General features: G+C 69.5%; 9 protein-coding genes. 8 read left to right on the forward strand and 1 reads right to left on the reverse strand.

Annotated features, from left to right (window positions below; translation table 11 throughout):
* Positions 1-80: 80 nt before the first annotated feature.
* A complete protein-coding gene (locus tag HCH03_RS15995) occupies positions 81-479 on the reverse strand; it encodes an MGMT family protein (RefSeq protein WP_221690298.1) in 399 nt (132 codons plus the stop codon).
* Between the two features lie 230 nt (positions 480-709).
* On the opposite strand from HCH03_RS15995, the gene HCH03_RS16000 reads away from it, so the two are divergent.
* From HCH03_RS16000 to HCH03_RS16035, 8 genes are all read left to right on the forward strand, one after another.
* Complete coding sequence (locus tag HCH03_RS16000) at positions 710-2,293, forward strand: efflux RND transporter periplasmic adaptor subunit (RefSeq protein ID WP_221690299.1); 1,584 nt, start codon at positions 710-712, stop codon at positions 2,291-2,293.
* A 4-nt stretch (positions 2,294-2,297) separates the two neighbouring features.
* Positions 2,298-3,125 (forward strand): ABC transporter ATP-binding protein, encoded by an 828-nt coding sequence (locus HCH03_RS16005; RefSeq protein WP_368042468.1) that lies wholly within the window; start codon positions 2,298-2,300, stop codon positions 3,123-3,125.
* A complete protein-coding gene (locus HCH03_RS16010) occupies positions 3,122-4,315 on the forward strand; it encodes an ABC transporter permease (RefSeq protein WP_221690300.1) in 1,194 nt (397 codons plus the stop codon). The genes HCH03_RS16005 and HCH03_RS16010 overlap by 4 nt, the downstream gene beginning before the upstream one ends.
* Before the next feature lie 66 nt (positions 4,316-4,381).
* A complete protein-coding gene (locus tag HCH03_RS16015) occupies positions 4,382-5,146 on the forward strand; it encodes a DUF1847 domain-containing protein (protein ID WP_221690301.1) in 765 nt (254 codons plus the stop codon).
* 438 nt (positions 5,147-5,584) lie between these two features.
* Positions 5,585-12,019 carry a DUF4430 domain-containing protein gene (locus tag HCH03_RS16020; protein WP_221690302.1) on the forward strand — a complete coding sequence of 2,145 codons (6,435 nt, stop codon included), beginning with the start codon at positions 5,585-5,587 and terminating at the stop codon, positions 12,017-12,019.
* Between the two features lie 4 nt (positions 12,020-12,023).
* A complete protein-coding gene (locus HCH03_RS16025) occupies positions 12,024-12,836 on the forward strand; it encodes a DUF4430 domain-containing protein (RefSeq protein WP_221690303.1) in 813 nt (270 codons plus the stop codon).
* A 38-nt stretch (positions 12,837-12,874) separates the two neighbouring features.
* On the forward strand, positions 12,875-13,738 hold the full coding sequence (locus HCH03_RS16030; RefSeq protein WP_221690304.1) for an energy-coupling factor transporter transmembrane component T: 864 nt from the start codon (positions 12,875-12,877) through the stop codon (positions 13,736-13,738).
* A partial coding sequence (locus tag HCH03_RS16035; protein ID WP_246600098.1) for an energy-coupling factor ABC transporter ATP-binding protein occupies positions 13,726-14,568 on the forward strand: 843 nt, incomplete at its 3' end. The genes HCH03_RS16030 and HCH03_RS16035, both read left to right, overlap by 13 nt.

Genomic DNA, 14,568 nt, shown 5'->3' on the forward strand with positions numbered 1-14,568 from the left:
GCAAGAGGAGGCGACCATGCGTTAAAAAGGCTTAGAGCCTGCACCCTGCAGAGCAGCGATGGCCCCTTCGCCGCCGCTCGTCAGTCGCCCAGCTCGCGTTCCCAGTCGAAGTCGGCCGGCGGTGCGAGCGGCAGGTCCCCGCCGTCGACGTCGACCCCGTGGCCGTCCCACTGGCAGGCGTCCATGTCCACGTGCTCGTCGTCGGCGAACGTGACGCCTTCCTCTTCCAACATCTCGCGCTGTACGTCGGGGCCGCCGAACGCGTAGCCTTTGCACAGGCCTCCGTCCTTGAACACGATGCGATGGCAGGGGATGTTGTTCACCTCGGCGCCCGGGTCGGGGTTCGCGTGCAGCGCGTAGCCCACGTACCGGGCCGAACGCGGCGCACCTACCAGGCGCGCCACCTGGCCGTACGAGGCCACTTTGCCGCGCGGCACCTCGCGCACCACCGCGAACACCTTCTCAGAGAACTCGCCCATGCCGCCGTCCTTCCGCCTGCGCTCCCACTGCTTCCGCAAGGGTACCGCATCCCGACGGGGCGCGCAAAGGGACTGTCTTCAGGTTCTCTTAACAGGTGTGTGGATTCGGCCGCAGCCCGAAGGTTCCGGGAATCCGCCTTCCCTTTTTCGCTCCGGCCCTTTATTCTGGGGCGGAGAGGTTAACGTTCGGCCCAGGGGGTTCCGAGCGCATTTCCACGAGGAGGTCCACGATGGCACTTCGACGCAACCACCGGGGCGAGGGCGAAGGCGCGGGAGACCGCGCATCTTGGAACGCCGGGGGCGGGGGAACCTGGCCCGCCGCCGAACACCCCATCGGCGCGCCCGTCTCGCCCGCCGCGACCGCCGAGCTCGCCAACGTGCCGGCCTCCGGCGGTCCCGACCCGGCCGGACCCGCGTGGGGCGACGGCCTGGTGGACGCGTCGGCCCTTGCCGACATGCAGGCGTTCAACGACTTGAAGGCGAAGCGCAAGAAGCAGAAGAAGCGCAAGATCGTCACGGCCGTGGCCGTGGCGGCGGCTCTGATCGTGGCGGCGGGCGGCGTGGGCTTCTGGTACGTCAGCGACCAGGCGGCCCGCGCCCTGCAGGAGGCGGGCATGCAGTTCGCGCCCGTCGAGCAGGGCACGTTCACCCAGACCGTCTCGGCATCGGGCAACCTGCGCCCCGTGGCCTCCGTGAGCGCCACGCCCGAGGTGGACGGCATCGTGGGCGAGGTGCTGGTGTCGGAGGGCGACGCCGTGGCCGCCGGCCAAACGCTGTTCACCGTGGTCAACGCCGAATTGGACAAGGCCGTGACGCAAGCCGCCCAGGGCATCGAAGAGGCTCGCAACGGCGTGGCCCAGGCGCAGAACGCCGTCAACGACGCCTACCGCGCGAAGGAGCAGGGCCGGCAGGCCGCCGCCGACGCGCAGGCGGCAGCGGCGGCGATGGCCGCGGCGGGCGGCGAAGGAGGCGCGGGCGCTGCGGCGGCTGCGGGAGGCCAGTCGTTCGACGAGGCCAGCGCCGACTCGGCTATCAGGCAGGCGGAGCTCTCGCTGAACAGCGCCAACCTGGGTCTGCAGAACGCCCAGGCCGCCTACGACGAGGCGGTGGCCCGCGCCGAGAAGCGCACGGTCACGTCCTCCATCGCGGGCAGCGTGGTGGCGGTGAACATCGAACCGGGCAAGGCTCTGGGGGCGGCCGCCTCCGGAGCCGGCACCGGCTCGCCCGTGCAGATAGCCGATCTGTCGCAGATGAAGGTGTCCATCGGCGTGAACGAGATAGACATCCTGAAGGTGAGCGCCGACCAGCAGGCGACGGTCACCTTCACCGCCGCGCCCGACTTGCAGCTTCCCGCCAAGGTCGTGCGCATCGCCACCACGTCTTCCGGCTCGGGCGACGGTGCGGCCGTAGGTGCGTACGGCGGCTCGGGAGCCGCGGTCATCTACGCGGTGGAGCTGCTCATCGAAGCGCCCGACCCGCGCCTGAAGCCCGGCATGACGGCCAAGGCCACCATCGTCACGCAGACGATCGAGCGGGCGCTCATGGTGCCCATCTCGGCCGTGCAGACGGACGGCGCCGGCAGCTACGTCATGGTGCTCGTCGACCCCGAGACGCAGGAGACGGAGATGCGCGCGGTGGAGACGGTTGCCTCCGACGGGCTCACCACGGTGGTGAAGGGCGACGTCAAACCGGGCGACTCCGTGGTCGTGGGCGGCGGCGCCCTGGGCGGCATGGGCGCGCCGCTCGCGGGCGGCGGCGCGGCCTCCGACGCTTCCGGCGCGGTCGTTTCCGGCGACTCCGTCGTGGTGGGGTAGCGCCGTGCCTGCCGCAACCGTCGTCGAGGCGGTCGACCTGCACCGCATCTACGAGAGCGCCTCGGGGTACACCCATGCGTTGCGCGGCGTGTCGCTCACCGTGGCCCAGGGCGAGTTCCTGGCCATCATGGGTCCGTCCGGGTCGGGGAAGTCCACGCTCATGAACCTGCTGGGCTGCCTGGACACGCCCACGCGCGGGCGCTATCTGCTGGAGGGCGTGGACGTGGCCGCCTACCGCGAGGACGAGCTGGCCGAGATCCGCGCCACGCGCCTGGGGTTCGTGTTCCAGTCGTTCAACCTGCTGCCGCGCGCCACCGTGCTGCGCAACGTGGTGCTGCCGCTCATCTACACCGCCTGCCCGCGCAAGGAGCGCGAGCAGCGCGCCCGCGCGGCGCTGCGCAGCGTGTCCATCGACGAGCGGCTGTTCGACCATCGCAGCAACGAGCTGTCCGGCGGCCAGATGCAGCGCGTGGCCATCGCGCGCGCCCTGGTGAACAACCCCGCGCTCATCCTGGCCGACGAACCCACCGGCAACCTGGACACCGCCACGGGCGACATGGTGCTCGACACGTTCAAGCGCCTGCGCGACCAGGGCAAGACCATCGTGCTCATCACCCACGAGCCCGAGGTGGCCGCCCATGCCGACCGCGTGATCCACATCCGCGACGGCCGCCGCTACGACGACGCGCCCGACTCCGGCGCCGCGCCCGACTCCGGCGCTCGCGCCTCCGCCCCTTCGGCCGGCGCTCTAGCCGCAAGCGGCCCCGTCGTCTCCAGCCCGTCCGCCCCGACTCCCGGCGACCCCCGCGCGGAGGGAGGTGCGCGCCCATGAGGTTCGGCGACCTGCTCTACGAAACGTGGCATGCGCTCTCGGCCAACAAGGGGCGCTCGCTGCTCACCATACTGGGCATCGTCATTGGCATCGCGGCCGTCATCGCCATGACCTCGCTCATCGGCGGCATCCAGAACATGCTCATCGGCGAGCTGGGCTTGGCCCAGGCGCGACAGGTGTCCATCAGCGTGAGCTCCCCGGAACCCGTCGATTTCGACGACGTGGAGCACCTGGCGAAGGGCATGCCCGACTACGAGATACTCACCGGTTCGGGCATGACGTCGGTGGAAACGACGCTGGCAGACGGAACGAAGTCGTACGCGCAGATCGTGGCCGTGAAGCCCGACTTCTTCACGGCGAACGGCTCGAAGGTCGCCGAGGGCCGCTTCTTCACGGCCAGCGAGGAGGCCGCTGCGGCGCGTCTCGCGCTGGTGGACCAGTCGTCGGTGAAGGAGCTGTTCGGCAACGCCGACGTGGAGGCGGTGGGCAAGACGCTGCATCTGGGCAACGACGACTTCACCATCGTGGGCGTCATCGAAAGCTCGTCGCTCATGTCGTACGGCGTGACGGTGTACCTGCCCTACACCACGGCCGAGACGCGCGTGGGCGGGATGTACGGCGTGTCGCAGATCATCGGCTTCGCGCGGGAGGGCACGGATATGGACCGCCTGACCGAAACGACGAAGTCCTACGTGGCGTCGTATTTCAACGTGTCGCCGGAAGACGGGGTGTACGTGTACGCGCTCGACTCCATGATCAAGCAGATGGAGTCCATGATGGCGTCGTTCTCGCTGCTCATGGGGGCGGTGGCCTCCATATCGCTGTTCGTGGGCGGCATCGGCATCATGAACATGATGCTCACGAACGTCACGGAGCGCATCCGCGAGATCGGCCTGCGCAAATCGCTCGGCGCGCGTCGCCGCGACATCACGAAGCAGTTCTTGCTGGAGTCCATCATGCTATGCGTGGCGGGCGGCGTGTTCGGCATCCTGTTCGGTTTCCTGGCCGCCTGGGGGCTGGGCGGCGTGATCGGCATGGTGCAGGCGGGCATGACCGTCACGCCCGTGCTGGCGCCGGGGGTGGTGGCCCTGGCGGTTGGCGTGTGCGTGCTCATCGGCGTGGTGTTCGGCTACTATCCCGCCCGCCGCGCCGCCAAGCTCGACCCGGTGGAGTCGCTGCGCTACCAGTAGCGGCGGGAAGCGAAGGCCCGGTCGAAAGCGCGGGGCCGACGGAGGAATTGCTTGAAAGGGGAGAACATGGGATCGAACGGCACCGATGGGAAACGAGAGGGCGGCGCGCCGACCGAAGGGTCGGAGTCCGGCGAAAGCGCGTTCGACGATCCGCGCAGCTGCGCGAACTGCGCCGTGCGTGTCTGCGACAGCCGCGAGGCGGAGGGGGCCGAGCGCGCCTTCCCCTCGTTCTGCCTGACGGAGCGCATGCCGAAGGTCGCGTTCGACGAAGCGGCCGCCCTCTACCGCGACGACCCCGATACCGCGCGCATCTTCCAGGCCGCCGCCGAGGTGGAGGGGCTGTACTACGGTCAGCTCACGCGCGTGGAGGAGATCATGGTGTTCGCCCGGAGCATCGGGGCGCGCAAGATCGGCATCGCCACGTGCATGGGGCTCATCGACGAGGCGCAGGCGTTCGCGAAGATACTGCGCGCCAAGGGCTTCTACGATGTGTGCGCGGTGTCGTGCAAGGTGGGGGCCGTGGCCAAGGAGCGCGCGGGCATCGCCGACGACGTGAAGGTGCATCCGGGGTGCTTCGAGCCTACGTGCAACCCCGTCATGCAGGCGCGCATCCTGAACGAGGCCGGCTGCGACCTGGACGTCGTCGTGGGCCTGTGCGTGGGCCACGACACGCTGTTCATGCGGCATGCCGACGCGCCGGTGACCTACCTGGTGGTGAAGGACCGCGTGCTCGCCCACAACCCGGCGGCCGCGCTCTACACGAAGGGCTCGTACTACCGGCGCCTCATGTCGCCCGACCTTCCCGAACCGCGCCCGCGCGCGGGGGAGTGACCCTGCGCCGCGCTGACGACCTGCCGGGTAGGCCTGTTTCCCGAGCCGCGCCCACGGGGCGCCGAGCGTTGCGTTTCCCTTCCGGTTCGGCGCCGCGAGCCGTGCTTGGAAGGCGGGCGGCCCACGACGCCGCAACTCCGCCTGATCCTTCTGGCTTTATTTGCCTCCCTGACCGCTCGGCCCGATGGTGCGGCGGCGTTTTGGTGCTAGAATGCCCGTGACATGTTAATTGGCTAGGATGGAGCGCGCCGGGCGCGGCGCCGGACCGCCGGAAGGCGGGTCCGAGGGGAATGCGGGTGGGAATCCCGCGCTATACCAGTAACCGTAAACGCCGATGAGCGGAACCAGGCAGTGCGCGGCAGCGCTGTCCCGTCTCAAGCGAGGCAAAGTCGGAACACCTGTCCATCGTACCTCGAAGCCCTGGAAAGCGAGGTTCCGATGACCATCGGTTCTGACGCCGCGCGCGCCCGAGAGGGAAGCGCGGGAATCTTCAAGAAAACGCTCTCGTTGCTGCTGGCATGCGCTCTGGTCGTGTCGCTTGCGCCGCATGCGGCCTGGGCCGAGGCGGCGGCTTCCGTCGAGCAGGACGACGCGGCGGCGCAGCCCGTTTCCGAAAATCAAGGTCCGCTCGAGGAGCAGGAGGTCGAGGACGCTTCCGGCTTCCAAGGTGAACGCGCGTTTGACGAGGAAAGCGCGGCGGAAACCGCGCACGCGGACGCTCTCGCGAAGCGGGGCGAATCGCAGGGCGGGCCGGCTTCCGCGACGGCGGTTTCCGACCAGGTTGCGGAAGCGGCCGCCGTCCAACCCGCCGGCGCGGTGGACATCTACTCGGCGTCCTTGTCCAACGGCTCTTCGAGCACGTACGTGTACGCGGTCGGCGACACGGTGATGGTGCGGGCCAAGGAGAAGGGCGCGTCCGACTTCATCGACCCCGGCAAGCTGACGTACCAGTGGCTCGCCAGCTCCGACGGCTCCTCGTTCTCGGAAATCCCCGGCGCCACGCAGGAGAGCCTCGTCCTCGATGCCGGCTACCAAGGCAAGTACGTCAAGTGCGAGCTTGCCGCGAAGGTCGGCGGCAGCACGTACACGACGCGCGCCACGAGCAAGATCGCGGCGGCCGGGTCCGTCAACGTCACGTCGGTCAAGATCGACAAGACGGGGAAGCTGCGCGTGGGCGACGCCGTCACCGCCACGGCGACGGCGGCCTCGGGCGACGTGACCAACGATCCGGGCGTCGCCTGGGCGTGGTACTGCGGCGACAGCGCGTACACAACCGACGAGAAGATCGAGGGCGCTGCGGGCAGCTCCCTCGTCGTGACCGAAGCGTTGCTCGGCAAGTTCCTCGAGGTACGTGCCGACGGCGGGTACGGCGAGAAGGATTCGTCGGCAGCCGGTCCGGTTGTCAAAAACGGCTCCGTCGAACTGTACAAGGTGGAGGCCGCAGGGTCCGCGCGCGTGGGCGCCACCTTGACCGCGAAGGCATACGAGAGCGCGTACGCGCAGGTGGCGGACGGCGCCCTGGTGGACTACCAATGGCAGTACGCCAAAACCAACACCACCTCCGACGCCGCCTTCAAAGACATCCCCGGTGCCACCGGCAAAACCTACACCGTGGGCGAGACCATCGACGGCGCGTCGTCGCTCGGTACCTACCTCCGCGTCAAGGCCGTGAGCGACGGGGCCGTCGTCAGCACGAAGCAGCCCTCGTACTACGGCTCGACCTACGTCGATCCCATCGGCCCCATCAGGCTGGAAGGCGCCTACGAGCTCTCCTCGGTGAAGCTGTCCTCGTCGGGGCAGGGCATGCAGGCGGGCAACGTCATCACACCTACGGCGCAGGTGAAAGACGGCTATTACGAGAAGGACGCTCCCTCCGACGCGAAGGTGACCTATTCGTGGTGGGTGAGCGAGGGCGGCGAATACCGGCCGCTCGCAGAGGGCGTCGCCTCCGACGGAGCCCTCACGCTGTCGGCGCCGCTCGTGGGCAAGCAGGTCAAGGTTTCGGCCAACGCGCTCGTCGAGGGCAACGAGCCGCAGAGCGCCGCGTTCACCGTGTTGGGCGCGGGCGAGTACGCATTGCTGCGCGTGACGCTCAACCCCGGTTCGGGCGACCTGTTCACGGGCGACGAGATCGCGGCGAAGGTGCAGGCGAAGGGTCTTTCCGGAACGAGCTACGGCGACGACGTGACGGACGACGTGGCGATTTCCTGGTCCGTGGCCGAGAGCGCCGACGGCGCGTTCGTCCCGCTTGCCGACGCCGGCGACGCGCGCCTTTCCATCCCCTCCGAGGCCGCCGGCAGGTACCTCAAGGTCACGGCGACGAGCGGCTCGTCTACGGTCGAGGCCGTCACCCCGAGCGCCGTCGTGGCCTCGGATTCGCTCGAGGGCGCGGCGAAGAAGCTGGAGAAGGCCGGGTTCAGGCCGAACCCGGTGTACGGAGAAAACGACAACGTCAACGACGTGGTGGAGGCGAAGCTGGTCGAGCTCGGCTACGACGACGTGGCTGTCACGACGAAGGCGGCCAAGGCGCGCCAGACGAACGAGAACGCGACGGTAGGCGTGTCCACGGCCGACGGCGACGAGAACGGCCGCATCACGTACTTCTTCATGGACCCCGACAAGGCGTCGAGTTCGTATATGTCCTACACACAGCTACGGCAGATGGACTTCACGTTCACGCTGTCGCGCGGCGACGAAGCGTACGAATACGCGCCAGGCTACGCCGGCACCATCCCTTGGGACGACGGCAAGGTGGTGGAACTGCTCGAGCAGAAGGCCGCAGCGCTCGCTCCCGGTTTCGCGCTGGGGGACGAGGCGGCTTCCGTCACGCAGAACCTGACCCTGCCCTACAAGCTTTCGGACGGTTCGGGTGCCGCGAAGTCGTGGTCGAGCGTCTCGTGGGATTCGTCCGACTCTTCCGTGATCGCAATCGGCGGCTCTGCTTGGGCGGACCGCACGGGCAAGATCACCCGTACGGCGGCCGACCGCACCGTCACGTTGACGGCGACCGTTTCCGCCGGCTCCATCTCGTCGTCCGGCGGCCCCGGCACGACCATCGACAAGACGTTCGAGGTTACGGTCAAGGGGGACCCCGAGAAGGTGGCCGCCGAGAAGGCCGCTTTGGAGCAGAAGGTGCAGGCGAACTTCACCTACGAAAACGTGAGGCTCGCCGAAACGGGCGAGATGGCGGACAAGGACGCCCTGACCGGCGACCTGAGCCTGCCGAAGCCCGCTACCATCGGGGTCGACGGCAAGTACTACCAGGTGGCGTATTCGGCTTCAACCGACGCGGTGGTTCCCAACGGTTGGGCCGGCAAGGTCTACCGTCCGCTGCCCGGCGAGGAGCCGGGCGCGGTCGACATCGTCGTCACGGTGACGGACAAGGCGAATGCCGAGATCACCGCCTCGAAGGCGCTCTCGTTCCGCGTGACGCCCCTGGAGCAGGGCGGCATCGACCGCGAGATCGCGCTGATGGACCGCGCCGAGGCCGGTTATTTCGCGGCCCTCGCGAACGGGCAGGACGCTTCGGCGGTCGAGGCGAACCTGCACGCGTTCCAAAAAGCCTCCTTCGACGCGGACGGCAATCTGGCCTGGGCGTACGATCGCGACGCGGCCGCTGCGGCCGGCGACGGCATCGTGCCGGTCGACTTGGCGGGCTACGATCCCATGGGGTCGGCCGGATGGCGCCTGTTCAGGTCGAGCGCGCCGACGGTGGTGTCGCACGAGAACCTGCTGGTGACCCAGCTCGAGTACAACACGCAGGTCACCGTATCGTCGCGTCTGGCGAGCGAGAAGTACGCCCGCTACGCCGAGCGCTACCCCGACAATGCCGACTTGCAGAAGCTGGCCGGCCGCGACGTTTCCGCCACGTTCACCGTCAAGGGCGCGAGCGGGCAGGAAGACCCCCACGTCATTTCCACCTGCTCGGTCATCGGCGTGGACAAGGACGGCGCCGCGCAAACGTGGGCGGCGGCGTTGCCGTACACGCTCGACAACGGGGCCACGGCGGCCGATTTGTCCGAGGCCGCGTTCGCCGCGACGGGGCTCGCCGCCGACTTCGAAGCGGGGAAGTGGGGTTGGCAGCTCAACTCCATCACCTCGCCGTTCGACGCCGCGGTGATGCTTTCCTCGTGGGACGCTGCGACGGAAAAGGGCTGGATGTTCTACGTCAACGGCAAGGATCCGGGGGTCGGTGCGGGCTCTTACGTGCTCCAGCCGGGCGACAGCGTCATCTGGCGCTACGGCGCCTGGAACGACCCGGCCCCCACCGACAAGCTTTCGGTGACGTGCTCCGTCATCGGCGTCGATTCGCACGGCGCCCCCCAGACGTGGGCCTCGCCGGTTGGCTTTGCCATGGACGAAGGCGCCACGGCGGCCGATCTCTCCGAGGCGCTGTTCGAGCGGGCGGGCCTGCCGGCCGAAACGAGCATGGGGGCATACGGCTGGTACCTCACCTCCATCGCCTCGCCGTACACGGGCGAGGTTCTGGCTAGCGAAGAGACGTCCCCCGGCGTTTGGGCCTTCTGGCAGCTGTTCGTGAACGGCGAGGCGGCCACCGTGGGCGCGGGCGGCTACACGCTGCAGGCCGGCGACGAGGTGGTCTGGTGCTACGGCGCGGACGGCACGCTGCCCGGCCAGGTGGCAGCCACCTGCGAGGTCATCGGCCTCGACGCGAACGGCAACGCGCAGGTGTGGGCCTCGGAAGCGACCTATCGGATGGTCGAAGGCGCCACGGCGGCCGATCTGTCGGAGCAGCTGTTCGCGGCAAAGGGCATCGAGGCGAGCTTCGATCCGAATGGCACGTACGGATGGGTGCTCGAATCCATCACGTCCCCCCACGACGCGACCTTTACGCTCGCCAACGAGAAAGAGCCCCCTTGCCGGTACTGGCAGCTCTTCGTGAACGGGGTTTCATCGGACGACGGCGCCGGCTTGGTCGTGCTGAAGCCGGGCGACCGCGTGACGTGGTGCTACTCCACTTACGGTTCCAGCCTTCCCGACCCTGACGAGGTCGTGCCCGACCCCGATGCTCCGCGTCCGAGCTACGACTCCGCGTGGTCGGGCTTCGGCGGCGGCTCGGCGGTCGAGCGCCCCACGCCCACGCAGTCGGCGGAGCCGGCCTGGTCCTACGACTACCGCGAGGGCGCGACCGGCGACGTGAGCGTGTCGGAGCCGCTTATCGTGAACGGCGACGTGTACCTTGTGGTGAACGGCGAGCTGCGGGTGGTCGACGCCGCCACCGGCACGATCAAGAAAGGCCGCAGCGGGAACGACCTGCGCGCGAACGTGGGCGGCACGAGTGCCTACTGCAACCGACCCGTCTACGCCGACGGCGTGGTCATCGTGCCGTCCGATGACGGCAGCCTGGCCGCCTTCACGGCCGACGAGCTGGTGTGCGTGTGGAAGACGAAGCCGCTCGAGACGGGCAGCGAGCGGGGCTACCAGTCGCTCTCGTCGCTCACGGTGAACGGCTCGTACGTGTTCGCCGCCTTTACGGCGGTGGGCGCCGGCGGCCGGGGCGCGGGCGGCGTGCGCCTGTGCGTGGACGTTCGCGACGGATCGGTGAAGTGGGAGCAGCGGGACGAGCCGGCCGAGCAGGGCGGAGCGGCCGGCTACTACTGGGCCGGTGCCGCGGCTTCGGGCGCGGACCTGGTCGTGGGCAACGATGCCGGCCTCGTGCAGCTGGTGGACGGGAGCACGGGCGCGGTGAAGGCGGCGCTCGAGGTGGGCGCCTCGGTTCGCGCGGGGGTGGTCGCCCTTCCCGCAGCGGCGCGCTCGGGCGAGGTCGGCCTGTTCGCCGTGGTGTCGAGCGACGGCGTGCTGCACCTCGTCGCCCGCGAGGACGACCGTCTGGTCGAAACGGGCTCCGTGAAGTTCGCTGCCAAGTCCACCTCCACGCCGACCGTGGCGGGCGGCAAGGCCTTCGTGTGCGGTCTCGACGCCGACCAGCGGCACGGCACGCTCTCGGTCATCGACTTGACGTCGCTCTCCGTCGAGCGCACGGTGCGCGGCGGGCTGGGCGAGGCCCAGTCGGCGCCGCTCGTGTCGGTGCAAAGCGACGGGACGTTCGCGTACTTCACCTGCAACGGCCTGCCGGGCGGCGTGTACGGCTACCGGTTGGGCGACGACGCGGCCTACGCGCTGTTCACGCCCGCCGTAGGCGAGCAGAACTACTGCATGGCCTCCGTCGTGGCCGACGAGAAAGGCAACCTGTACTACACGAACGACGCAGGGCGGCTGTTCGCCTTGAAGGGGCTGGACGGCGTCAAGGTGACGTTCGACGCGCGGGGCGGATCCTTCGTCGGGTCGGCCTACGTGGCGCGCGGGAAGGCGGTGCTGCGTCCGGCCGATCCGGTGCGCGACGGCTATACGTTCGCCGGCTGGTTCGCGGACGAGGCCTGCACGAGCCCGTGGGACTTCGACGTGCCGCTGAATGGGGAAGCCGAGCTCACGCTGTATGCGAAATGGATCGAGAAGACCGGGCAGCAGGACGGGCGGCCGGGTTCGAACCCGCAACCGAGCCTGCCTCCGAACGCCCAAGCGCCGCTTGGAGGCACGGTGGCCGCCGCCCATGCCCCGCTGACGCAGGAGGCGGCCGCTCGGGCCGAGGCGGACGCCGACAAGGCTTCCAAGCAGGTCGCCGTGCGGGCGGCTTCGGCCCATGACGGGGCGAAGGGCTCTGCAGCCGCCGACGGCGGCGTCGACGGCGGCGTCGATGGCGGCGTCGATGGCGGCGCGCCGGGCGGTGTGAACCCGTGGGCCGTCGGCGGCATCGTCGTGGGCGTCGCAGGCTTGGCGGCCGTTGCGGCCTACGCCGTGCTCGCTCGCCGCCGACCGGGCGTTCCAACCGGCAACACGAAGGGAAGGGGCTGAACCCATGGCCGAAGAACCGAAGATCGACGAGCGCATCGCCCCGGCGCCGATTCGAACGGACGCCGCGGCCGAGCCTGCTGCGGGCAGCGGGGAAGGCTCGGACGCCCCGGCGGGCGCGTCGCCTGACGCCTCGAGGCGCGCCGGGCGCGGCCCGCTGAGCGCCGCGCAGAAGGCGGGCGTCGGCATCGCGGCAACGCTGTTCGTCGCGCTCATCGCCGTGTCGGCGTACTTCGTGGCGGCTCCGGCTTCCGGGGCGTCCGGTTCGGCCGACCTCTTGGCCACGACGCGGGATGCGCAGCCCGCCGACGCGCCCGCCGCTTCCGGAGAGGATGCATCTCCTGAGGTCGGAGAACAGGTTGAAGCGGCTTCGGGCGAGGAGGGCGCGCCGGGCGAAGCCTCGGCTCCGTCCGACGCTCCTTCGGCGGGCGCTCCCGCCGTTTCCGGCTCCCCTGCGACGAGCTCTTCCGATGCCGGCGATCGGCCTTTTTCCGATAATCCGGCTACGGTCACGGTTAGCGTGACGGTGGACTCGTCGGCCGCCGGCGGCTCCGTTTCGGGCGGCACGACGGCGACGTTCGCGCAAGGGGCCACGGCCTACGACGCGCTCATGGCGTGCGGCTTGTCCGTGAACGCGTCGCAGTCGGCGATGGGCATCTACGTGCGCGCCATCGGGGGATTGGCCGAGGGGGATAGCGGCGGCAGCGGCGGCTGGAAGTACGCCGTCAACGGCGTCGAGCCCGGTTATTCTTGCGGCAACTATGTGCTGAAAGACGGCGACGTCGTGACATGGCGCTACGCGCTCAGCGCAAGCGAATAGCCGATGCGCGGCAAAAAAGCGATCGCGCGGTGCGCGTCATGAAACCAACGGTGTTCGACCTCTACCATCCCGGCGTGGCGCTGGCGTACTTCGCGGCCGTGCTCGTGTTCTGCATGGCGGCGTTCCAGCCGGTGTATTTGGGCCTCGCGCTCGTTTCGGGGTTCGCCTACAGCGCCTACCTGCGCGGTTGGCGGGCGGCGGCGCGCAGCGCGACTTGGCAGCTTCCGCTGCTGCTGATCGTGGCGGTGGCGAACCCGCTGTTCTCGGCGTCGGGGTCCACGGAGCTGTTCCGCATCGGCCTGCGCGCCGTGTATCTGGAGAGCCTGGCGTTCGGCCTGTGCATGGGGGTCATGCTGGTGTCGGTCGTGCTCTGGTTTTCGAATGCGTCCCACGTGCTCTCCACCGACAAGGTCATGGCGCTGTTCGGAAACGTGGCGCCCGTGGTCGCGGTCATGCTGTCGTTCGCGGCCCGGCTCGTGCCACAGTATGTGCGGCGCGGCGCCGAGATCGAGGCCGTCCAGCAGGCCACGAGCGCCGCGCGCCCGCGCTCGGCCAAGGAAAAGGGGGCGTTTCGCTTGAGGCAGGTGTCCGTTCTCATGGGCTGGAGCATGGAAGACTCGCTCGAGACCGCCGACGCCATGCGGGCGCGCGGATGGGGCGCGGCGCCCAGGCGCACCGCCTACCGGCGCTTCCGCTTTCGCGCGCGCGACGCCGCGGCGTTGGCGGTGCTCGCGCTGCTCGTGGGTGCGAACGCGTTTCTGGCATGGACGGCGTGCGGGCAGTTCTCGTTCTACCCAACGATGAGCCGGCTCGCGTTGTGGTGGGGCTACGCCCCCTACGTCGTGCTCGTGTTCCTGCCCCTGGTTCTGCAGATCGTGGAGGATGTCCGATGGAGAGCATGAGCGTCTTGATGCGGAAAGCGGAAAACGAAGGGAGCGCCCGTGCCGGGCGTTCGGACGGGGAAGCGGGGCGCCCCGCCGAGGGCGCGCGGAATCCGGCCGCGGCCGCGGCCCGCGTTCCGGAGCCCTTGCGCTCGGCTCCGGCCGTGCGGCTGGCGGGTTTCGGGTTCTCGTACCCCGACGGGCAGCCCGTGCTCGCGGACGCTTCCTGGTGCGTGGAGGCCGGCTCGTTCGCGCTGCTCGTGGGCGACACCGGCAGCGGGAAGACCACGCTTCTGCGCTCGCTCAAGCCCGAGATCGCTCCCGAGGGCTCCCGTAGCGGTGCGCTCGAACTCTTTGGCGAGCCGTACGACGCGTGGCGAGAGCGCGGCTCGGCGGCGTGCGCGGGCTACGTGGCGCAAAGCCCCGAGAACCAGATCGTGTGCGACACCGTGTGGCACGAGCTGGCGTTCGGTCTGGAGAACCTGGGGGTGCCGCCCGACGCCATGCGGCGCCGCGTGGCCGAGGTGGCGCACTTCTTCGGCATCGAACCCTGGGTGCGCGCTTCGACCGCGGCCCTCTCGGGCGGGCAGAAGCAGATGGTGAACCTGGCGGCCGTGCTGGCCATGCAGCCTCGCTTGCTGCTGCTGGACGAGCCCACGGCGCAGCTGGACCCGGTGGCCGAGAAGAGCTTCCTCCACGCGCTGTTCCGCATCAACCGCGAGCTGGGCATCACCGTGGTGGTGGCCACCCACGCGCCCGAGGCCATGGCCGCCTACGCCACCGCCGCCTTCGAGCTGTCCGGCGGCCGCGTGCTCCCTGTCCCGCTCGAGCGCTTCTCGTACGCTCCCTGT

The organism is Gordonibacter massiliensis (ex Traore et al. 2017) (assembly GCF_019731765.1).
Lineage (GTDB): Bacteria > Actinomycetota > Coriobacteriia > Coriobacteriales > Eggerthellaceae > Gordonibacter > Gordonibacter massiliensis.

Coding starts and splice junctions, on each gene's coding strand:
- HCH03_RS15995 (WP_221690298.1), bottom strand. CDS start 479: ATGGGCGAGTTCTCTGAGAAGGTGTTCGCGGTGGTGCGCGAGGTGCCG.
- HCH03_RS16030 (WP_221690304.1), top strand. CDS start 12,875: ATGAAACCAACGGTGTTCGACCTCTACCATCCCGGCGTGGCGCTGGCG.
- HCH03_RS16025 (WP_221690303.1), top strand. CDS start 12,024: ATGGCCGAAGAACCGAAGATCGACGAGCGCATCGCCCCGGCGCCGATT.
- HCH03_RS16015 (WP_221690301.1), top strand. CDS start 4,382: ATGGGATCGAACGGCACCGATGGGAAACGAGAGGGCGGCGCGCCGACC.
- HCH03_RS16020 (WP_221690302.1), top strand. CDS start 5,585: ATGACCATCGGTTCTGACGCCGCGCGCGCCCGAGAGGGAAGCGCGGGA.
- HCH03_RS16010 (WP_221690300.1), top strand. CDS start 3,122: ATGAGGTTCGGCGACCTGCTCTACGAAACGTGGCATGCGCTCTCGGCC.
- HCH03_RS16000 (WP_221690299.1), top strand. CDS start 710: ATGGCACTTCGACGCAACCACCGGGGCGAGGGCGAAGGCGCGGGAGAC.